We start from the raw sequence: 20,819 nt of genomic DNA, 5'->3' as shown, positions 1-20,819 counted from the left end.
GATGCCCCGCGGCACAGACAGGCCCACTGGGTGGAGCCTTTAAGTGCCTCGCGCCGTGGGCTTGGAAGCCGCTTCTCCTGACAGAAACCACCCAGACGGCAGGCCGCTGACAGCACTGTCGCCAGGGGTCGGAATGCCAGTCCTCACCCGTGGGCATTGCCCTCTTGAATGATCCAACCCGGTGAACCTGGCAGAAGCCGCGGAGATCTTCCGGCGACTGGACGCGGCGCCCCTGCTCGCCCGCACCCGGGCCGAACAGCAACCGACCGGGCAGCACCCGCGCCGCGACTCCGCACCGGCCCGGGACACCGCAGCCATCCTCACCCCGCAGGAGCTGAGGGTCGCACGGCTGGCCGCGCATGGGCTCACCAACCAGAAGCTCGGGTCACAGCTGCTGGTCAGTCCCCGCACGGTGGGCCATCACCTGGCCAACGTGTTCCCCAAGCTCGGTATCGTCTCGCGCACCGAACTCGCGCGCATCGGCTTCGGAGACGTGTTGCATCTGATCGGGCCAGAAGTGGCACCACTGTTGATCGTCAGGACCCAGTACCGGCGGCCTCGCGATGGTGCCCTCGAGTCATCGTCGTTTGCGTCCCTCGGATCTTGCGCAGAACCTCACGCCAGAGCGGACGAGACTTCGGCGGAGGAAGCTGGAATCAGCTGAGACCTCAGCCTTGGGAAACACCAAGTCGAAGCCGTGAAAGGCGCCGGGGACGACGTCGAGGTCGCAGGGGACGCCGCTGTCACTGAGCCGGCGCGCGTACTCGACGTCTTCCTCGTGGAAGAGATCGAGGGTGCCGACGCCGATCCAGGCCGGCGGAAGACCGGTGAGTTCCTCGCGGCGGGCTGCGGCCGAGTACGGGGTAGACGTCCGGGCCCGCGACGGTGTCGCCGAGGTAGGACGACCTCGGCCCGGTCATGGGCGAGCAGCGCGATGGCCGCAGCGATTCCGCCGACTGCGCTGCCACCGCCGATCGCGATGCGATCGAGTGCGCCGGCGAAACCCTTCGCTCGGCGCACGGGCCGACGGTTTCGAGCGCCCGTGCCGCGAGTGCGGTGGGCTCGGTTAGGCGGCTTGGGCTGCGAAGCAGTCGCCGTCCGCCAGGGAGGACGCCTGCCATTGGCTCGTCGCCTTGGCAAGACCCCTCAGGTCCGATGCCGGACGTCGAAGTGCGCGGAGTGCGCGGTCAGCTTGCCGAGCAACTCGACGAGGGTCTGCTGCTCGTCCTCGCTGAGGGCGCCCGCCCACTCCTGTTCACGTGCGTTGTGTGCCTGGAAGGCAGTAGTGATCGCATGCAGGCCGGCCTCGGTGAGGCCGAGCTGGACCGCGCGCCCGTCGTAGGAGGCGCGCTCCTTACTCACCAGGCCGTCCCGTTCCAGCGTGTTCACCAGCGCCGACACGGCGGCTCGGCTCATGCCGGACAGCTCCGCGACCTTCTTCGCCTCGACCGGGCCCGACAGCCAGATGGCGAACAGCACTCGGAAGCCGGGCCATGACCAGCCGCGAGGCCGGTGTACGGCGGATTCGAGGTCGTAGACGAGCATGTTGGCCGCGCGGTGGAGGGTGAGCACCAGCCGCATGGCGAGCGGGTCGATGCCGGGGAGTTCTCGAGAGGCCCGGTCGACGGCGTGGTCGATGAACGACCAGAAGTGCAGGTGGTCGGCATCCAGCGGTTCCGGTTCCTGGGTCACAGTCGGAGTCTAGGTCGGGCGGCAGCACGGACCGCACTCGGGAAGCAGGCACGCGTCGGCACTCCGTCCAGGTTTCGGGGCCGTAAAAAACCTTCGCGCGAGGGCTTCCCCTCAGATGCCGACGGGGGTACGGTCCCAATTAATCAAAGCATTGATTATATTCCCTGAGCAGCAGTTGTTCTGCTTTGTCCCCTGGGTCTGTCAGGGGACAGGTCTCCTCCCGGCCGTGCGTCCCGATGCGCGGCCGGGTAGCCCCGTCCGTTCCTCCTTCTCCGTCGACGGGGACGGTTCGGCGGGCGATCGATCCCAAGGAACCTCGTATGCCCGAAGCACTCGCTCCCCCCAGTCCCGCGGCGCTGCGTGCCTGCATGTCCCGTTTCGCCACCGGCGTCACCGTGGTGTCGTACGCGACCGACAGCGGTCCGCGGGGCGCCACCATGAACTCCTTCACGTCCGTGTCCGCCGAACCGCCGCTCGTGCTGGTCAGCGTCGCCCGCCGGGCCCGCTGCCACGACCAGCTGGCCGACGGGCCCTTCTGCGTGAACATCCTCGGTGCCGAACAGGAGCAGTTGGCCCGGCTGTTCGCGGGGGCCCCGAGCACCGCGGAGCCCCGCTGGGCAAAGGGCGCGCGCGTCCCCCGGCTGGCCGACCCGCTCGCCTGGGTGGAGTGCGAGCCCTGGCGCGCGTACGACGGCGGCGACCACACCCTGGTCCTCGGCCGCGTCACCGACCTCGGCCACCGCGACGGCGACGCCCTGACCTACGCCTGGAGCCGTTTCTCGTCCACGACCGAGTCGACCGACGGCATCGAGCACCTCTTCTGAAGCTCTTCCGCCCGTCCCACCCCCTCTCAAGCCCCGCCCCACTCCCCAGGAGAACCGTCATGGCCGCACGCACCGGCAAGGAATTCCTCGAGCGCCTCTCCCAGTCCCGCCCCACCGTGCACATCCAGGGCGAGACGCTCACCGGAGGGATCCAGGAACACCCCGCTTTCCGCAACGTGGTGCGGACCTACGCCGAGCTGTACGACCTCCAGCACAGCGAGGAACACAAGGACGTTCTCACGTACGCCTCCCCCACCTCCGGTGAGCCGGTCGGCACGTCCTTCCTCACTCCGCGCACACCCGACGATCTCGTCAAGCGCCGTAAGGCGTTCAAGGTGTGGGCCGACCACAGCAACGGCATGCTGGGCCGCACCGGCGACTACATGAACAGCTCCCTGATGGCGCTCGCCTCGGCCGCCGACTGGTTCGCCCAGGCCAACCCCGCCTTCGGCGAGAACATCCGCCGCTACTACGAGAAGGTCCGCGAAGAGGATCTGCTGTGCACACACACGCTGATCCCACCGCAGGTCAACCGGGCGGTGGCGGGTACCCAGCAGGCGGGCGGCAAGCTCGCGGCACGCATCGTGAAGGAGGACGACAACGGCGTGGTGATCCGCGGGGCGCGCATGCTCGCCACCATCGCCCCCTTCGCCGACGAGATGCTCGTCTTCCCCTCGACCGTGCTCCGCGGCACCCCCGAGGACAAGCCGTACTCGTACGCCTTCGCCATCCCCAACGACACCCCCGGCCTGCGCTACATCGCCCGTGAGCCCCTCGACTACGACCGCCCGCGCCACGACCACCCCCTCGCCTCCCGCTTCGAGGAGTCGGACTGCGTCGTCGTCTTCGACGACGTGCACGTGCCCTTCGAGCGCTGCTTCGCCCTCGGTGACGCCGAGCTGTGCAACGGCTTCTACTCCCAGACGGCCTCCGTGGTGCACATGACCCACCAGGTCGTCACCCGCACCACCGCCAAGACCGAGTACATCCTCGGACTGGTGACACTGCTCACCGAGGCCATCGGCATCGAGCAGTTCCAGCACGTCCAGGAGGACATCGCCGAGATCATCACCACGCTGGAGACACTGCGCGCCTTCCTGCGCGCGGCGGAAGCCGACGCCGAGGTCAACGAGTACGGGGTGCTGACCCCGGCCTGGGCCCCCCTCAACGCCGCCCGCAACCTCTACCCCAAGCTCTACCAGCGCTTCCCGCAGATCCTGCGCAAGCTCGGCGCTTCCGGCCTGATGGCCACCCCGACCGAACTCGACATCACCGGCCCGGCGGCCGCCGACATCGAGGCCTACCTCCAGTCGGCCACCCTCACCGGCGCCGAGCGCGTGAAGCTGTTCCGTCTGGTCTGGGACACCTGCATCTCCGCCTTCTCCAGCCGCCAGGCCCTGTACGAGTACTACTTCTTCGGCGACCCCGTCCGCATGGCCGGCGCGTACGTGAAGTCGTACGACCGCGAGCCGTACAAGGCGAAGGTCCAGGACTTCTTGGATCAGCGCAGCCTGGAGCGCTCGTGATGACGCACCCCCTGGGGAACCTCCCGTCGAAGATCATCGCCGTCCATCTCAACTACCGCAGCCGGGCCAGGGAGCGCGGCCGGATCCCGGCCCAGCCCTCCTACTTCCTCAAGCCCCCCTCGTCGCTGGCAGGCACCAAGGAGGCCATCGTCCGCCCGGAAGGGTGTGAACTTCTCGGGTTCGAAGGCGAGATCGCCCTGGTCGTCGGCAGCCGGGCCCAGCGGGTGCGGCCGGAGGACGGCTGGTCCCACGTGCGGTGGGTGACCGCCGCGAACGACGCCGGGGTCTACGACCTGCGGTATGCCGACCGCGGCTCCAACCTCCGCTCCAAGGGCGCGGACGGCTTCACCCCGATCGGGCCGCGGTTGCTGGACGCTCGCCAACTCGACCCGGACTCACTTCAGTTGCGTACCTGGGTCAACGGCGAACTCGTACAGGACGACACCACCGACACGCTCCTCTTTCCCTTCGGACAGCTCGTCGCCGATCTGTCGAGACTGGTCACGCTGGAGCCCGGGGACGTGATCCTTACAGGCACTCCGGCCGGCGCGTCCGTCGTCTCACCCGGCGACACGGTGGAGGTCGAGGTCACCGGCAGCGGGCAGTCCACCGGGCGGCTGCGCAACCCCATCGCCTCCGGGCCCGCCCTGGAGACGTACGGAGCGATGCCGAGGACGGACGCGGCCGAACGCGAGGCCGCCCATGGAGCCGCGTACACACCCGAGCCACTGCTCGACAAACGCATCGAGGACGGACTGCGTTCGGTCGCGGTCGCCACACTCAGCGCACAGTTGCGGGGGCGCGGACTGCCGCACATGTCCATCGACGGGGTACGTCCCACACGGCCGGACACGAAGATGGTCGGCGTCGCCCACACGTTGCGCTACCTGCCGCTGCGCGAGGACCTGTTCAAGCGGTACAGCAACGGCATGAACGCCCAGAAGCGGGCCATCGAGCAGCTGCGACCCGGTCATGTGCTGGTCATGGACGCCCGGCGGGACACCTCCGCCGGCACGCTCGGCGACATCCTCGCCCTGCGGGCCCAGCAGCGCGGCGCGGCCGGGGTGGTCACCGACGGAGGACTGCGCGACAGCGTCGCCGTCACCGAACTGGGGCTGCCCGTCTACCACGGCGGAGCCCACCCCTCCGTCCTCGGCCGCCGCCATGTGCCGTGGGACACGGGAGTGCCGATCGCCTGCGGCGGAGCCCTCGTGCAGCCCGGCGACCTGCTGGTGGGAGACGCGGACGGCGTGGTGGTCGTGCCGCCCGAGCTGGCCGAGGACCTGATCACCGACTGCCGGGAGCAGGAGCAGCGGGAGCACTTCATCACCGAGCAGGTGCGCGCCGGGCACGACATCGACGGCCTGTATCCCCTCGGTCCCGACTGGCACGAGATGTACGAGCGGTGGCGCAAGCAGCACAGCACGCAAGGAGAGCCCACATGAAATTCCGCAGCGACCCGTCCGCCATCCGCGGCTCCATCGCTCCCGCCATCACCCCCTTCACCTCGGACGGAGCCGTCGACCACGACAGCCTGCGCGCGCTGATCCGCTTCCAGCTGGAGTCCGGTTCGCACGGCATCTCGCTGGGCGGCTCCACCGGCGAGCCCAGCGCGCAGAGCGTCAGCGAGCGGATCGCGGGGATGCGTACGGCGGTCGAGGAGATCGGTGACCGCGTCCCGTTCCTGCCCGGGACCGGATCCCACAAGCTCGACGAGACCCTCGAACTCACCGCCGCCGCAGCGGAGTTGGGCGCCGACGCCGCGCTCGTCATCACGCCGTACTACGCGCGCCCCACGCAGGAGGCGCTGTACCAGTGGTACGCGATCGTCGCCCGGGAGTTCCCGGACCTGCCGATCGTCGCCTACAACGTGCCCTCGCGCACGGCCGTCGACATCGCGCCCGAGACGGTGAAGCGGCTGTTCACCGACTTCGAGAACTTCGTGGGCGTCAAGGAGACCACCAAGGACTTCGAGCACTTCTCGCGCGTGCTGCACGCCTGCGGGCGCTCACTGCTGGTGTGGTCCGGCATCGAGCTGCTGTGCCTGCCGCTGCTCGCGCTCGGCGGTGCCGGGTTCGTCTCGGCCGTCGCCAACCTCGCGCCCGGCGCGGTGGCTCGGATGTACGAGCTGTGGGAGGCGGGCGACTTCGACGGTGCCCGCGACATCCACTACCGCCTGCACCCGCTCGTCGACCTCCTGTTCGTCGAGACGAACCCGGCGCCCGCGAAGTGGGTGCTGCACCAGCAGGGACGTATCGCGTCGCCCCACGTCCGCCCGCCGCTCACCTCCCCCACCGACGCGGGCCTGTCGAAGATCCGCGCGCTGCTCCGCGAGGGCGGAGACCTCACCCAGCAGATCGGAGCCGCGCAGTGAGCACCACCTCTGAGCACCTTCACTCCTCTCCTGAGCACCTTCCCTCCGTGATCCGGCACTGGATCGGCGGCGAACTGGTGGACGCCGTAGACGGACGCACCTTCGACGTCGCCGACCCGGTCTCCAACACGGCCTACGCACAGGCCGCGCGTGGCTCCGCGGCCGACGTGGAGAGGGCGGTGACGGCCGCCCGGGTCGCGTTCCCGGCGTGGGCCGGGCTGTCCAACCGGTCACGCGCGGGTGTCCTGTACCGGATCGCCGACGCCGTCGAGGCCCGTCATGACCGGCTCGCCGCCTTCGAGTCGTACGACTCCGGGCTGCCGATCACGCAGGCGCGCGGCCAGGCCCGCCGGGCGGCGGAGAACTTCCGCTACTTCGCGGACGTCATCGTGGCCCTCGGCGAGGAGGCCTTCCGGCAGGGCGACGACCAGTTCAGCTATGTGGTGCGCACACCGGTGGGGATCGCCGGGCTGATCACTCCCTGGAACACCCCGTTCATGCTGGAGAGCTGGAAGCTGGCACCCGCGCTGGCGTCCGGCTGCACGCTGATCCTCAAGCCGGCCGAGTGGACCCCCCTCTCCGCATCGCTGTGGCCGGAGATCTTCGAAGAGGCAGGCGTGCCCGCCGGGGTGGTGAACATCGTCCACGGCATCGGCGAGGAAGCCGGACAGGCCCTCGTCGACCACCCGGACGTGCCGCTGATCTCTTTCACCGGCTCCTCCGACACGGGCCGGCACATCATCCGGTCCTCCGCCGAGCACCTGAAGACGGTGTCGATGGAGCTGGGCGGCAAGTCCCCGGTCGTCGTCTTCGCCGACGCCGACCTGGAGGCCGCGCTGGACTCGGTGGTCTTCGGCGTGTTCTCCCTCAACGGGGAGCGCTGCACGGCAGGTTCACGCGTACTCGTCGAGCGCCCGCTGTACGAGGAGTTCACCCGGCGACTGGCGGAGCGGGCCGCGAACGTACGCGTCGGGCTGCCTTCCGACCCGGCCACCGAGGTCGGCGCACTGGTACACCCAGAGCACTACGAGCGCGTCCTGAACTACGTGGAGATCGGCAGGAAGGAGGGCCGTCTGGTCGCCGGTGGCAGCCGCCCCGACCACCTCGCCGACGGCAACTACCTCCAGCCCACCGTCTTCGCCGACGTGGAACGCGACGCCCGTATCTTCCAGGAGGAGATCTTCGGCCCGGTCGTGGCCGTCGCTCCCTTCGACGACGAGACCGAGGCCGTGGAACTCGCGAACGCCACGCAGTTCGGTCTGGCCGCCTACGTCTGGACCTCGGACCTCAAGCGCGGCCACCGCATCGCGCACGCCGTCGAATCCGGCATGGTCTGGATCAACTCCCACAACGTCCGGGATCTGCGCACGCCTTTCGGCGGGGTCAAGGCCTCCGGCGTCGGCCGCGAGGGCGGCGCGCACTCCATCGACTTCTACACCGAATCGAAGATCGTCCACGTCGCCCTCGCCGAGGTGCACACCCCCCGCTTCGGAGCCGCATCATGACCACCTCGAACGCCCCCGACGTCGTCCGGTCCGCCTACGCCCAGCTCGCCGTCACCGACCTCGGTGCCGCCCGCTGGTTCTGGGTCGACATGCTCGGCTTCTACGTGCAGTACGAGGACGCCGGGTCGCTGTACCTGCGCGGCACGGACGAACTCACCCACCACTCGTTGGTGCTGCGCAAGGGCGACCTGGCGGCCCTCGACCACATCTCCTATCGCGTCCGCACCCCCGAGGACGTCGACAAGGCGGAGAAGTTCTTCGCCGGACTCGGCTGCCCGGTCAAGCGGCTGAAGAAGGGCGAGGGAACGTACGGTGTCGGCGACGCGGTCCGCGTCATCGATCCGCTCGGCTTCCCCGTGGAGTTCTTCCACGAGATCGCCCGCGCCGAGCGCCTCATCCAGCGCTACGACATCCGCCACGGCGCCGAGATCGCCCGCCTGGACCACTTCAACATCTGCACCCCCGACATCCCGGCCGCCTACGCCCACTACCAGTCCCTCGGCTTCGGCTGCTCGGAAACGATCGAGGGTGACGAGCACGAGCTGTACGCGGCCTGGATGTACCGCAAGCAGACCGTCCACGACGTCGCCTTCACGGGGGGTGCCGGGCCGCGCCTGCACCACGTCGGGGTGGCCACCCACGAGTCCCACCAGGTACTGCGCGCGGCCGACATCTTCGGCTCGCTGCACAAAGAGCACCACATCGAACGAGGCCCCGGCCGGCACGGTGTCTCCAACGCCTTCTACCTCTACCTGAGGGACCCCGACGGCCACCGCGTGGAGATCTACACCTCGGACTACTACACCGGTGACCCGGACCACGAGACGTACCGCTGGAACGTGCGCGACGACCGCCGCCGCGACTTCTGGGGCAACGCCGTCATCGAGTCCTGGTACAAGGAGGCCGCCCCCGTCCTCGACCTGGACGGACACCCGCAACCCGTGACCGACACCGTCCTCGACGAGGCCGCGGTTCAGGTGGGTGCGGACGGCCTCGGCTGACGCTCCGGGCGGTGGGGGGACCCGGAGGTGCTTCGCGCCCTTCCGGGACCCCCTCGCCGCGCCCTCGACAGACAAGAAATCTTCTCGCACATCCCATTCATCACACTTTGTAAAAACCGGATACGGCAGTTACTATCCGGCGGCACGCCTACCGGCCGACTTGCCGAAGGGCCCGCAGAGGAGACCAATGCCCTCGATGACGACTCCGTCGGACGACACCTCCGCAGGACGCTTCGAGTTCTGGCGGGAAGTGGTCGGCCAGAGTTTCGTGCCGCTTGAAGCGCTGCCGCGCGAGGTTCCCGACTTCCGCGCCTCCCTGCACACCGCCCAGCTCGGCGCGGTGCAGGTGTCCGTGGTGGCCGCGGATCCGCACGGCGTCGCCCACACCCGTAGGCACATCGCCTCCGACCCGGCCGATTTCGTCAAGGTGAGTCTCCAGCTGGCCGGGCAGTGCATGCTGACCCAGGCGGACCGCCAGGCCCTGCTCAAGCCGGGCGAGCTGGCCATCTACGACACCCGGCACCCGTACACTCTCGACTTCGACCAGCCGTACCGCACACTCGTGCTGATGTTCCCGCGGGTTTTGCTCCGGCTGCCCGAGCGCGACCTGACCCGCATGATCGCCACCACCGTGTCGTGCAGCGATGGACTGGGGCCCGTGGTGCACCCGTTCCTTTGCGGACTGGCCGGGCAGGTGCGGCAACTGGACGCTCTCGGCCAGCCGCGGCTCGCGGACAGCGTGATCGACCTGGTCGGCGCGATGCTCTCGGACCGGTGCGCCGTGCACGTGCCGCGACAGGACGACGGGCGGGAGCTGCTGGCCCGGCGGATCCTCACGTACATGGAACAGCGGCTCTCCGACCCGGGGCTCGGCCCCGACCGGATCGCGGCCGCCCACCACATCTCGCGGCGCTTCCTCTACAAGCTGCTGGCCGAGCGGGGATACACGGTCTCGGGCTGGCTCCGTGAGCGTCGCCTCGCCGAGTGCCTGCGCGACCTCGCGGACCCCGCGCTCGCCCATATGCCCGTCGCCACCGTCGGAAGTCGCTGGGGCTTTCCCGACCCCGCCCACTTCAGCCACGCCTTCAAGAGCGCCTATGGCATGAGCCCGTCGGAGGCACGCGGGGCCGGGCGCACGGCGCTGGGCGCTTAGCGAGCGACGCACGGCGCTGGGCGCGCAGCGAGCGCTCAGCGGCGGTCACGGTTTCGCTGCCCTCTCGCTGCTTCCTCTCGCTGCCTGTCCTCATACGTCGCGAACACGGCGGATCCGCCGATCGTGCCCGCCCCGGCAAGGGCCGGTGCACCATCACGCAAGCCGGAGTGGGCCGCCGAGGTGCACCCTCCGGTAGTGAGAGAGAGCCGCACACTCCTCACGGGCCGTGCCCCGCCCTTCTTTCTGCGACTCACGCGACGGGCCTGGACCACCTCGGTGGTCCAGGCCCGTCGCGTGCTGCCCCGGACCAGCCGTTCGCCCGCGCGGTCCGGCCCGGTCACCCACCGCGGCTGCCAGGTCACCCACAGGCCTGCGGGGGCAACGCGCGCCCGGCCACAGGGCCGGTCCGTCCGCCCGTGCACAGCCGTTCGTGCCCGCCTCCGCAACAGTCCGTGCACGACGGCACAAGCCGACAGCCCGTCCGCCTGTGACCCTCCCGTCATGCGAGCAACACACACCGTTTACGACCACATCGTGGTGGGCGCCGGCTCCGGCGGCTGTGCCCTCACCCGCAGACTCGTGGACGCCGGCCGGACCGTCCTGCTGATCGAGGTGGGTGACCGGGACGACAACCCGGCCATCCATGCCCCGGGGCGGCTGTGGGAGCTGTGGAACTCCCCGCAGGACCACGCGTACACCACCGAACGCCAACGGCACGCCTCCGGCACCCAGGTGTTCTGGCCGCGCGGCAAGGTCCTCGGCGGCTCCAGCGCCCTGAACGGCATGATCTACGTCCGCGGCAACCGGGCCGACTACGACAGCTGGGCCTACCAGGGAGCCGCGGGCTGGTCGTACGACGAGGTGCTGCCGTACTTCAAACGCTCGGAGGACTTCGAGGACGGCGCGTCGTACTACCACGGGGCCGGCGGCCCGCTGCCGGTCAGCCGGAACCACTCCCCCAACCCGGTCACCACCGCCTTCATCGAGGCCTGCCAGGACTACGGGATCGCGTACAACGACGACTGCAACGGCCAGGACCAGCTCGGCGTGAACCTGCTGCACCGCAACATCCGCGACGGCAAGCGGGTCAGCGCGTGGACCGCCTTCATGCAGCCGGTGCTCGACAGTGCGCTGCTGACGGTGATGACCGGCGCCGCGGTCACGCGAGTCCTGGTGGACGGTGGCCGGGCGCGGGGCGTCGAACTGCTGCGCGATGGCCGTACGACGGAGATCCGCTGCGAAGGCGACGTGATCCTGTCCGGCGGCACCATCGGATCGGCCCAGCTGCTCCTGCTCAGCGGTGTCGGGCCGGCGGACGAGCTGCGGGCCCTCGGGATCGGGGCGACCGCGGACCTGCCGGGGGTGGGTGCGAACCTGCACGACCACACCCTCGCTCCGGTGGTGTGGGAGTCGGCACGGCCGGTGCCGCAGGGTACGGCCAACAAACTGGAGGCCCACTACTTCGCCAAGTCCGACCCGGCGCTGGCCGTGCCGGACCTGCAGCCGCTGATGTCCCACCTGCCACTGCCGGTGCCCGACATGGACGTTCCGGAAGAGGGCCACGGCTTCTCGGTCCTCGCCGGGACGATCCGTCCGCTCAGCCGGGGCCGCCTGTGGCTGCGCTCGGCCGACCCCACCCAGGCTCCCGCCCTGGACCCCGGCTACTTCTCCGAGCCCTCGGACCTCGCGTCCATGGTGCGGGCCGTGCAGCAGGTGCGGGAGATCGGCGAGGAGAAGTCGCTGGGCGACTGGCGGGCCCGCGAGGTCGCGCCCGGACCGTACGTGCGTACGGACGCGGAGGTCGCCGCGTACATCAAGCGGACCCTCCTCAGCTATCACCACCAGGTGGGCACCTGCCGTATGGGCATCGACGGTATGGCGGTCGTCGATCCGCAGCTGCGCGTCCACGGCGTGGCCGGGCTGCGCGTCGCGGACGCCTCCGTCATGCCCTCCGTCACCTCCGGCAACACCCACGCACCTGCCGTCATGATCGGCGAGCGCTGCGCCGACCTCATCCTGGGAGCACAGCTGTGACCAATACCCTTTTCATCGGTGGCGAGTGGCAGGCCGCGGCCTCCGGCGCGGAGTTCGAGACCCTGGACCCGGCGACGGGGCAGCCCCACGCCCAGGTGTCCCTGGCGGGGACCGCGGACGCCGACGCGGCGGTACGGGCCGCCCGCGCCGCCCTCGAGAACCCGGAGTGGGCGGGACTCACCCCGGCCCGGCGCGCCCGGATCCTGTGGCACATCGGCGACCTCATCGAGGAACACGCCGAGGAACTGGCCGAGTTGGAGACCCGCGACCAGGGCCAGCCGCTCGGCATCTCCATGGCGGTCAGCGTCGCCGCGGCTGCCGAGCACTTCCGCTACTACGCCGGCTGGGTCACCAAGATCTACGGCGAGACGGCGCCGCTGTCCTTCCCCGGCGTGCTGCAGTACACCAAGCGCGAGCCGGTGGGAGTGTGCGCGCTGATCACCCCGTGGAACTTCCCGCTCATGATCGCGAGTTGGAAGATCGCACCGGCCCTCGCCTGCGGGAACACGGTGATCGTCAAACCCGCGGAACAGACCCCGATGACCACGGTGCGGCTCGTCGAGCTGTGCCGGGCGGCCGGTGTGCCGGACGGCGTCATCAACCTGCTGACCGGTGGTCCCGAGGCCGGCCGGGCCCTCGTCGAGCACCCCGGCGTGGACAAGGTCTCCTTCACCGGTTCGACCGAGACCGGCAGGGACATCGTCCGGGCTTCCGCGGGCAACCTCAAGCGTGTCTCGCTCGAACTCGGCGGGAAGGCACCGAGCCTGGTCCTGCCCGGCGCCGACCTGGACGCGGCCGTGGCGGGCTGTCTTCAGGGCGCGCTCCTCAACAGCGGCCAGGTGTGCGCCGCCTACACAAGGTTCCTCGTCCACCGCTCCCTCGCCGACGAGTTCGCCGAGCGCTGTGCCAAGGCCGTCAGCGGGATGCGACTCGGCGCGGGCAGCGCGCCCGACACTGAGCTCGGCCCCCTGGTCACCGGCGAACACCGTGACCACGTCCACGCACTGGTCCGCAGCGGGGTCGAGGAAGGCGCCCAACTGCTCGCCGGCGGAGCCCCCGTCGACGACCTGCCGGGCTTCTTCTACCAGCCGACCGTGTTCATGGGTGTGCAGGACGACATGCGCATCGCCCGCGAGGAGATCTTCGGCCCGGTGCTGTCCGTCCTGCCGTACGACGACGAGGACGAGGCCGTCGCCCGCGCCAACGACACCGAGTACGGCCTGGCGGCGGCCGTATGGACTCGCGACGTGGGCGCGGCGCACCGCGTGGCGGGCTCCATCCGCGCGGGCACGGTGTTCATCAACATGCCCAACCCCGTGGACGCCTCCGCCCCCTGGGGCGGGTTCAAGGCGAGCGGCTGGGGCCGGGAGATGGGCAGCGGAGCCATCGATGCGTACACGGAGGTCAAGAGCGTGTGGACCTCGCTCGCCTGAGGTGCCCGTCTGTCGCGGACAGGCAGCCCCCGCGCGTTCGGACCGCACGATCCTGAGGATCATGCGCGGCCTTTCCGCCTGTCCGTCCGCCCGCGCGGCCGTCCAGGAGCCTGAAGGTTCATGCAGCCGACGCCTGGTTTTCGTACAGCGACCGCGTGGCGGTCGGAAAGCTCAATGAGGAGTGTCGTGGCCACAGAACCGATTCCCGACGTCGCCACCGTGGGGGGGCGTCGTGCGCGGCCGCCACGAGGACGGTCTCGCGGTCTTCCGGGGCATCCCGTTCGCCGAGCCCCCGGTGGGGAGCTTGCGTTTCGCCGCGCCGCAGCCGGTGCGTCGATGGGAGGGCACGCGCGAGTCGTTCGTGTTCGGTCCCCCGCCACCGCAGGAACCGTTGAGCCCTGCCATACCCGTTTCCACGCCCGGAGGAGAGGACTGGCTCACGGTCAATGTCTGGACACCGGATCCGGACCCGGCGAAGAGGCGCCCGGTGATGGTGTGGATCTACGGCGGGGCCTACAAGTTCGGTTCCGTCGACGACCCCGCCTACGATCCCAGCCGGCTGGCCCGTGACGGGAATCTCGTCGTGGTGACCTTCAACCACCGAGTCGGCATGGAGGGGTTCGCCCGCATCGAGGGGGCGCCGGCGAACCGCGGACTGCTCGACCAGGTCGCAGCCCTGACGTGGGTGCGGGAGAACATCACCGCCTTCGGCGGCGACCCCGGCCAGGTCACCGTGTTCGGCGAATCAGCCGGCGCCGGGTCCGTCGCCGCGCTGCTGGCGATGCCGAGCGCGCGAGGCCTGTTCCGGCGGGCCATCGCACAGAGCGTGTGCGGCACCTTCTTCTCCGGCGAGCTGGCCACCGACATCGCCACCGCCCTGGCGGGTGAGCTCGGGCTACGGCCCACGGTGAGCGACCTCTCGGCGGTGGATCCGCACAGACTCCCAGGGGTGGGGGCTGCCCTCGGCGCCCGGATGAGTCAGTTCGCGGACCGCTGGGGACCGATCGCGCACACGTCGACGGCCTACTCCCCCGTGGTCGACGGCGAGGTCCTGCCGACCGATCCGTGGCAGGCGCTCGCCGACGGCGCCGCACGCGAGGTGGAGCTGATCATCGGGCACACCCGGGACGAGTACCGGTTGTTCATGGCACTGGGCGGGCTCCTCGGTCAGGTCGGCGAGGAACTGGCGGCCGCAGCGCTGAATACGTTCGGGCCGGGCGCGGACCCCGGGCACGCCTACCGCACCGCCTTCCCCGATGCTCCGGCGGAGCGCCTCTTCGAGCTCGTCCAGTCCGACTGGCTCTTCCGCATGCCCTCACTGCACCTCGCGGAAGCCCAGGTGGCGGGAGGCGGCCGGGCCCACCTCTACGAACTAACCTGGGCCGCACCGGCGAACGGCGGTGGCATGGGCGCCTGCCACGCGCTGGACATCCCGCTCGTGTTCGGTACGTTCGGCGGCCTCGGCGGAGAACTGATCGGCCCCGCGCACCTCGACGAGGCCGATGCCCTTTCCGGTCTGGTCCGCGCCGCCTGGACCTCCTTCGCGACCACCGGCGATCCGGGCTGGCCCGCCTACGACACCGAGCACCGCCCGACGCGCATCCTGGACACGGAGCCGATGACCACCACCTACCCGGAGGAAGCCTCACGCCGCCTCTGGCAGGACCACGTGTTCAACGCGCTTCCACTGATCACCCCACAACCCTGACTGACTCCCTCCCTTCGGTTGGGCGAAGGTGGACAGCCGGGAACCCGCGTGTACGGCTTTCCCGTATCATCCCGTCACGATAGGCCCGCCATACGCCCGTTACGGACCGTCTCACCCGCAAGTCGGGGTCGTTGCGCGTCCCCGTACGCCTCTACCCCGAGTTCGAACCCGGCCGTCACAGCCGTGACGTCCGCGAGCCAGGCCCGGAACGCCTCGACATCGGCGTCCGGAAGCCCGATCTCCGTCACCGCCTCGCCGTACCGAACGTCCCGCACCTCGCGCTCGCTCGAGCGCAGGTCGTTCTGCACCTTGCCCGCGCGCTGGTGGTCGACGGTCACCGTGGCCGGACCGGCAAGGTCCTACCGGACCACCCCTCAACTGTCAGGCATGGTCCGACATCACCCGATCAACTTCAGTAGCTGTGCGGCGCTGTCAGGACCTGTACCTCGGCGAGTGCGAGTTGGTTGGTCCCGGCGAGCTGGACGCGGACGTATCGACCGGTGCGCCCCACGTCGATCGTGCTCGGCCTACCGGCCTGCTCGGCCCTGTGTGTCCACCACACTCCGGGTTGAGCGAGAGTGTCGTTGAGCGAGGTGGATGTGAAGGGGGTGTCCGACACGAAGATGTAGTAGTCCGCGAGCCGGTCGGCGCAGCAGTCCGCCCGGTTGTGGACCGCGATCTTGTCGATCGGATAGGAGGCTCCCGTGTCGACCTGCCACCACGGCTGCGCCTCGGTCCTGGTGCCCGCGTAGTCGCGCAGGTCATCGTCCACGGCATAGCTCGCGGGGTAGTTGGACGAGACCGTCGACGACTGCTCGGCGGGTTTGCCCAGTGCGACATCGGGCGGTGGCACCGCGCGGGACTCTGTGCCGGCGGGGGTCGTGACGGTCACCGAGGTCACCGTCGTGCCGGATGGCACGGTGGCGGTCAGAAAGGCGGGCGAGTGCACCGTCACGGTCGCGGGGGGCGTTCCGGCGAAGCTCACCCGTGTGCCGGACGTGAACCCGTCCCCGGCCACGAAGACCGTTCCGCCTGCGGCCTGGGCGTAGCTGACCTGTGGGGCCCGGTCGGTCGCGAGGTCCCGGAAGCCGTCCTGCAGGCCGGCGTCACGTACCGTCCCCGACGGCAGGTCGCTCGCCGTCGGCCGCAGGGGCAGGGCCTTGTTGTCCGTGTAGGTGACGTCGGTGCCGCCGGGCGGCGTGCAGTGGTACTGGCCGATGGGCTGCGCGGAGTAGTTGCCCGTCACGTCGAAGTGTCCGGTGGTCTGGCAGCCGCCCTGTGACAGCTTGCCGTTCCATTCGACATTGCCATCCCAGTTGATCCACTGCGCTCCCGCGTCGTCGTACCAGGTGTAGTTGACGTTGCCCTGGTCGTAGGCGACGTTGCCGACTGCGTGCAGTCCGTGCGCGATGCTTGCGGTGCGGTCGACGGAGCCGTCGGCGGCGAGGACGGTCTGGCCCTGGTGGCCCTCGGCGTAGATGGCACCACCGTCGCTGAGCACCTGCATGAAGCCGTGGATCAGGTTGGCGCTGATCATGTTGTCGCTGTTGACGTTCGATGTGTTGTCGGGGTGGTCGACGTTGTCGACGTGCCCCTGGATGACACCCGCACTGATCCCGGTGTACGGCACGTCCCGGATGTCGTTGTGCGTCACCGAGGTGTGCTGCGTGAAGAACAGCGTGATGGCCGCCGCGCTCGGGTAGTCGGTGCCGATGCGCTCGATCAGGTTGTTGTCGATCGTGTTGTAGGCGTTGATCTCCCGGTCGTCGGCGCCCACGTCGGACGGGTGCGGGTCGGTGGTGTCGCCGAGGATCACGCCGTTGCCGGCTATACCGCTGAACACGTTGCCCTGAATCGTGTTGTGCCGACTGCCGTACTCGAAGACCAGCCCTGCCGCGCCCAGGCCGGTGAACGTGTTCCGTTCGAAGGTCACGTCCTGCGCGGCACGCCACTGCACATTGCCCGGCTGACGGGTCAACGAGCCGAACGGGCAGGTGCCCGGCGGGGCTCCGAACGTGCACGTCCCCTGCGGGTGGGTGGGGTCGTCGCCGGTGAGCCGCAGATTGTCCTGCACGTCGGCGAACCCGGCGGCCGAACTCGGCTCGTTCCATGTCGCGTACGCGAACCGCAGCCCCCTGAAGGTGATGTCGTGCACCGGCTGGTCGAGCGTGCCGGCACCAGTGACCAGCGAGGTCAGCCGAGGCGCCTCGATGTCGAGGCGGTTCACGTCCTGCCCCGGCAGCGGAACGTAGTTCAGCACATGCCGCTTCTGGTCGAGATACCACTGCCCGGTGTGCAGGAACGGGTAGGCGTTCTCCATCCGGGTCGGCGCGGTGCCCGGTTTCATGTTGGGCAGGCCTCCGGATGCCTGGGTGAACACCGGGCGGCTGGTGATGTTGCGCCAGCAGGGCTGCTGCATCAGCACGGTGGTTCCGCTCACCGAATCGACGCGGCAGCGCGACTCGGTCCAGTCCCCGTTCTTCCCTGTGTAGGCGAACTCCACCCGCGACATCGCGGCGGCACCGATACGGTCCCGCAGTGCGGCGGCCCAGTCCGGCGAAGTGGTGTAACCGCCGTCGGCGGCCGCGAAGGTGACGCCCTGCTCATCCGGAGTGGTCTGCGCGATCGGCGCCTGCTTGCCGTCGACATAGATCTGCCGTGTGGCGAGGCCCCCGGGTACCGGAGCGGACCAGACATTCTTCGCCGGATCGGTCAGCCGCCAACCCCTCACACGTGTCGCGCCGTTCAGCACGGGACGAGCGCCGGGTGCGGAGGTCCAGGTCACCCGATGTCCGTTCCGGCCGGAGTCGGCCGGCCCGAACCGCAGTGGCGCGGTGAGCCGGTACGTGCCGTCGGACAGCATGACGACGACGTCTCCGCGCGTGCCCTCGTCGCCGGCCAGCACCTGCCGCTCACGTTGCTGTGCGCCGAGCACGGAGCACGGCCGCGACTGGGTGCACTCCGATCCGGATCCGTCCGGTGCCGCGCGGAGCAGCACAGGGGGCGGCGTCGGCGCCGCGGAGGAGGAGGCCGCGGTGCCGAGAGCGCCGACGAACAGGGCTGCGGTAAAGCCGGAGGTCAAACGAACGAATCTAGTCATCGGATCTCCGAGCATCCGGCTGGCGACCAGTAGCCAGCTGTGGAATGAGCGCCTGTCCTGGCCAGAGCACGTCAGCCAAGCTGTTTTCACAGTTAGGATGATGCGTCAAGCCAATGTCGCTGCGGTGACGGGTAGGACTGGTAGACGACTTGGAACATGAATCGAGCCTTCCAACTTCGCGAAGGCATCCGATGTTTGCAGCCGGAGCGTAGGCGCATGGCGCAACGGGGGTCAAGAGGTGCGACCGCTGCTGACTGCCGTGCGGGCACAGTGAGCAGTGTGCATCGTGAAAAGTGCAGATCGGGCGGGCTGGTGTGCGTAGACGTCGGGGTGCTCGGCCAGGCCCAGGGCGGGAGTCCAGCGACAAGATCGTCGGTCATCGGGCAACTTCCTTGTCCGTGAGGACCAGCAGGGCCCGCACCAGCGCGGTCGCCCACCTCGGATCCGTGCGGACCTTTCCCAGGACGCGCCAGTTCTTCAGGTGTGCGAAGCCGTGCTCGACCGGGGCGCGCACTGCGGCCAGTGCCTTGTCTCGCTACCGCTTCCGAAGTGTGGGGGCCTGGTTGCTGCTGTTCGCAAGCAATCACCGGACGGTCTCCGGGTGCCTGCCCGAACCGGTCGACAAGGCGCCCGAGTTGAGGCTCGGCGACGGCGTCCGCGACAGCGAACCCGCCGGTGACGAGACCTGCAGTGGGAGATCGCCGCCGTCCTGGAGGCCGAGGGCGTTCAGCCCAAGCGCGGGGAGTGTTGGCGGTTTGAAGCTGAGCTCCTTCGCCGCCCGTGGATGAACGCCTGTGGGCCGATGGCGTTCAGGGAGCACTGCCTTGCCGCTGCCGTTTGACGAGCAGCGTAGCCAACTCGCTGAGCGGATCGCCCTGGTGTCACTCGATCGTGGGAGCGTCACCCCACACCGGGGCATTACCTTTCCGTGATTTTTCACGGCGTGAAAATCGGCGGGCTACCGAACTGTCCGGTCTCGCTGAAGGTGAGGAAGCGTGAGTTCGTGACCTGGGGTTCCTCGGTTTGAGCGAGACGGGGGTGGGTCGACTGTCTCGCTCAAACCGAGGTGCAGGGCTTCTGGAGCACCAGCTGGGCCGGGAACCTGAAGGACCTTTCACTCGGCGGCATCGTCAGCGGGCGGGGTGCTCCGTGCGAGCATTCGAGGTCGCCTGCGTGGGGGTGGCGGCGGCCAGTAGTGCGGCGAACGCGACGGGGGCGGCTATCTGGTAGCCGATCCATACCTCGCCCCCGGCGCTGCTGCCCTGCCGCGCCATCAGAAGGCCGGCCAGGGCCGTCAGTACCCAGCCGCTGTCGTAGGCGACCATGAGTCGCGTGTAGGTGCGCAGCGGTCGTCTACGCACGTATCGGATTTCGATCCCACCACCGATCAGCAGGGCCAGACCGGAGACAACCATCAGCCAGGCGGACACGCCGAGCAGACGGCCGAGCGGGGCAGCGCCGGCGATGTAGACAGCGGCGAGCAGCACCTTGAAGACGCCATCGGCGATGATCCCCGCCGTCCTGCGCGTCATCGGCGGTGCGACCTGGGCCATGAGCGTTCCTCCTTGAAGGCTTGTCTCGACCGGTTTCGTAACGAGATTACTGCAATAATCAAATTATGAGAATGACGAGAGCGGAGGCCAGGGAACGCAACCGCCGCGCCTTGCTGGATGCTGCGTTCCAGGTCGTTTCCCGGGACGGGTATCGGGCCAAGCTTGAGGAGATCGCCGAACGGGCCGATTTGACCACCGGTGCCATCTACTCGCTGTTCGGGAGCAAGAACGGCCTGGTAGTCGCCCTGGTAGCCGACTACCTGCGGCCGTACTACGAAGAGGTTGAGCAGGCGGTCCCCGCTGGACTGGATCTGCTTGAAGCGGTCGACGCCTTCGCTCGGTACTACCGGCGTAGTTGTGACGGTCCCGACGCGCTGTCTCGGCTGTCGCTCCAGATCACCCTGCTGGATATGGCCCTGCATGACCCAGAGCTGGGGTCCCAGCTCGCCACGTCCATCCGATCGCAGGAGAACCACCTGATCGCGCTGTTCACTGGAAGATCGCACAATGGAAGCTTCGTGACGTCGCGGCAGGCACAACGTATGACCACGGCACTCAGGGCGCTGTTCGTCGGCCTCAGCCAGGGCGTCCCCCTCGGCCTCGCTCCGGCTGCCGACGAGGAATACTTCGCCGACACTGCCCGCGCTCTGGTGTCCGACGTGTCCCTCATCGATCACGACTCGGACCCTTCGTGATGGTCACCGCGGAAGAGCCGCCCCCATCCGAGGTGGTGACATATTTGGCTGTGGCCTCGACGAGTGAGTTGAACTTGCTGCGGATCCAGGGGCCTGTGGTGGTGCGGGGCTGGTAGTCCAGTTGATGCCCGAGATTGACAGAGACGTACAACCAGATGCCTCACAAAGACCGAGTGACCCGTCTCAATGAAGATGGGCCATCGCGATGCTGTGACCTGCGG

The 20,819-nt window shown here is 69.2% G+C and carries 15 protein-coding genes and 3 pseudogenes; 12 read left to right on the top strand and 6 right to left on the bottom strand.

Going from position 1 to position 20,819, the window contains the following annotated elements:
* The first annotated feature begins 181 nt into the window (after positions 1–181).
* Positions 182–664 carry a helix-turn-helix transcriptional regulator gene (locus OHA64_RS47895; protein WP_405623653.1) on the top strand — a complete coding sequence of 161 codons (483 nt, stop codon included), beginning with the start codon at positions 182–184 and terminating at the stop codon, positions 662–664.
* Here OHA64_RS47895 and OHA64_RS47890 read toward each other — a convergent pair.
* Together OHA64_RS47890 and OHA64_RS47885 are read right to left on the bottom strand one after the other, a co-directional pair.
* A pseudogene (locus OHA64_RS47890) lies at positions 578–820 on the bottom strand (alpha/beta hydrolase); the annotation flags it as partial. The gene OHA64_RS47895 and the pseudogene OHA64_RS47890 sit on opposite strands and share 87 nt — an antisense overlap.
* Before the next feature lie 326 nt (positions 821–1,146).
* Entirely contained in the window at positions 1,147–1,692 is a 546-nt protein-coding gene (locus OHA64_RS47885; RefSeq protein ID WP_405623651.1) for a MarR family winged helix-turn-helix transcriptional regulator, read from the bottom strand.
* A gap of 320 nt (positions 1,693–2,012) precedes the next feature.
* Between OHA64_RS47885 and OHA64_RS47880 the strand changes: the two genes are divergently transcribed.
* The 10 genes from OHA64_RS47880 to OHA64_RS47835 all read left to right on the top strand — a co-directional run bounded on the left by OHA64_RS47880 (position 2,013) and on the right by OHA64_RS47835 (position 15,250).
* On the top strand, positions 2,013–2,516 hold the full coding sequence (locus OHA64_RS47880) for a flavin reductase family protein (RefSeq protein WP_405623650.1): 504 nt from the start codon (positions 2,013–2,015) through the stop codon (positions 2,514–2,516).
* Between the two features lie 59 nt (positions 2,517–2,575).
* Positions 2,576–4,042: a 4-hydroxyphenylacetate 3-monooxygenase, oxygenase component gene (gene hpaB, locus OHA64_RS47875; RefSeq protein WP_405623649.1), complete on the top strand. Its 1,467-nt coding sequence runs from the start codon at positions 2,576–2,578 to the stop codon at positions 4,040–4,042.
* Positions 4,042–5,487 carry a fumarylacetoacetate hydrolase family protein gene (locus OHA64_RS47870; protein WP_405623647.1) on the top strand — a complete coding sequence of 482 codons (1,446 nt, stop codon included), beginning with the start codon at positions 4,042–4,044 and terminating at the stop codon, positions 5,485–5,487. The genes hpaB and OHA64_RS47870 overlap by 1 nt, the downstream gene beginning before the upstream one ends.
* Positions 5,484–6,416 carry a 4-hydroxy-tetrahydrodipicolinate synthase gene (dapA, locus tag OHA64_RS47865; RefSeq protein ID WP_405623646.1) on the top strand — a complete coding sequence of 311 codons (933 nt, stop codon included), beginning with the start codon at positions 5,484–5,486 and terminating at the stop codon, positions 6,414–6,416. The genes OHA64_RS47870 and dapA overlap by 4 nt, the downstream gene beginning before the upstream one ends.
* A 47-nt stretch (positions 6,417–6,463) precedes the next feature.
* A complete protein-coding gene (gene hpaE, locus OHA64_RS47860) occupies positions 6,464–7,921 on the top strand; it encodes a 5-carboxymethyl-2-hydroxymuconate semialdehyde dehydrogenase (protein WP_405623644.1) in 1,458 nt (485 codons plus the stop codon).
* Entirely contained in the window at positions 7,918–8,922 is a 1,005-nt protein-coding gene (gene hpaD / locus OHA64_RS47855) for a 3,4-dihydroxyphenylacetate 2,3-dioxygenase (RefSeq protein WP_405623643.1), read from the top strand. The genes hpaE and hpaD overlap by 4 nt, the downstream gene beginning before the upstream one ends.
* A 196-nt stretch (positions 8,923–9,118) precedes the next feature.
* A complete protein-coding gene (locus OHA64_RS47850) occupies positions 9,119–10,075 on the top strand; it encodes a helix-turn-helix domain-containing protein (RefSeq protein WP_405623642.1) in 957 nt (318 codons plus the stop codon).
* A gap of 501 nt (positions 10,076–10,576) precedes the next feature.
* The gene (locus tag OHA64_RS47845; RefSeq protein ID WP_405623641.1) at positions 10,577–12,109 is read left to right on the top strand and encodes a GMC family oxidoreductase; all 1,533 of its coding nucleotides are present in this window, start codon (positions 10,577–10,579) and stop codon (positions 12,107–12,109) included.
* Positions 12,106–13,542: an aldehyde dehydrogenase family protein gene (locus OHA64_RS47840; RefSeq protein WP_405623639.1), complete on the top strand. Its 1,437-nt coding sequence runs from the start codon at positions 12,106–12,108 to the stop codon at positions 13,540–13,542. The genes OHA64_RS47845 and OHA64_RS47840 overlap by 4 nt, the downstream gene beginning before the upstream one ends.
* Before the next feature lie 232 nt (positions 13,543–13,774).
* A complete protein-coding gene (locus OHA64_RS47835) occupies positions 13,775–15,250 on the top strand; it encodes a carboxylesterase/lipase family protein (protein ID WP_405623638.1) in 1,476 nt (491 codons plus the stop codon).
* A gap of 134 nt (positions 15,251–15,384) precedes the next feature.
* Here OHA64_RS47835 and OHA64_RS47830 read toward each other — a convergent pair.
* From OHA64_RS47830 to OHA64_RS47815, 4 genes and pseudogenes are all read right to left on the bottom strand, one after another.
* A pseudogene (locus tag OHA64_RS47830) lies at positions 15,385–15,594 on the bottom strand (DUF1949 domain-containing protein); the annotation flags it as partial.
* A 68-nt stretch (positions 15,595–15,662) separates the two neighbouring features.
* Positions 15,663–18,332 carry a discoidin domain-containing protein gene (locus OHA64_RS47825; protein WP_405623637.1) on the bottom strand — a complete coding sequence of 890 codons (2,670 nt, stop codon included), beginning with the start codon at positions 18,330–18,332 and terminating at the stop codon, positions 15,663–15,665.
* Positions 18,333–18,726: 394 nt separating this feature from the next.
* Positions 18,727–18,876, bottom strand: a pseudogene (locus tag OHA64_RS47820) (IS5/IS1182 family transposase); the annotation flags it as partial.
* Between the two features lie 604 nt (positions 18,877–19,480).
* Positions 19,481–19,903, bottom strand: coding sequence for a hypothetical protein (locus OHA64_RS47815; RefSeq protein ID WP_405623636.1), 423 nt, complete (start codon positions 19,901–19,903; stop codon positions 19,481–19,483).
* Positions 19,904–19,974: 71 nt separating this feature from the next.
* Between OHA64_RS47815 and OHA64_RS47810 the strand changes: the two genes are divergently transcribed.
* Positions 19,975–20,598: a TetR/AcrR family transcriptional regulator gene (locus tag OHA64_RS47810; RefSeq protein WP_405623635.1), complete on the top strand. Its 624-nt coding sequence runs from the start codon at positions 19,975–19,977 to the stop codon at positions 20,596–20,598.
* Positions 20,599–20,819 lie beyond the last annotated feature (221 nt).

This window comes from Streptomyces sp. NBC_00076, from assembly GCF_045041235.1.
In the GTDB taxonomy this organism is placed as follows: domain Bacteria; phylum Actinomycetota; class Actinomycetes; order Streptomycetales; family Streptomycetaceae; genus Streptomyces.
This window is presented reverse-complemented; position numbering and strand designations above follow the sequence as displayed.

Coding starts and splice junctions, on each gene's coding strand:
- OHA64_RS47880 (WP_405623650.1), top strand. CDS start 2,013: ATGCCCGAAGCACTCGCTCCCCCCAGTCCCGCGGCGCTGCGTGCCTGC.
- hpaB (WP_405623649.1), top strand. CDS start 2,576: ATGGCCGCACGCACCGGCAAGGAATTCCTCGAGCGCCTCTCCCAGTCC.
- OHA64_RS47870 (WP_405623647.1), top strand. CDS start 4,042: ATGACGCACCCCCTGGGGAACCTCCCGTCGAAGATCATCGCCGTCCAT.
- dapA (WP_405623646.1), top strand. CDS start 5,484: ATGAAATTCCGCAGCGACCCGTCCGCCATCCGCGGCTCCATCGCTCCC.
- hpaD (WP_405623643.1), top strand. CDS start 7,918: ATGACCACCTCGAACGCCCCCGACGTCGTCCGGTCCGCCTACGCCCAG.
- OHA64_RS47850 (WP_405623642.1), top strand. CDS start 9,119: ATGACGACTCCGTCGGACGACACCTCCGCAGGACGCTTCGAGTTCTGG.
- OHA64_RS47845 (WP_405623641.1), top strand. CDS start 10,577: ATGCGAGCAACACACACCGTTTACGACCACATCGTGGTGGGCGCCGGC.
- OHA64_RS47815 (WP_405623636.1), bottom strand. CDS start 19,903: ATGGCCCAGGTCGCACCGCCGATGACGCGCAGGACGGCGGGGATCATC.
- OHA64_RS47810 (WP_405623635.1), top strand. CDS start 19,975: ATGACGAGAGCGGAGGCCAGGGAACGCAACCGCCGCGCCTTGCTGGAT.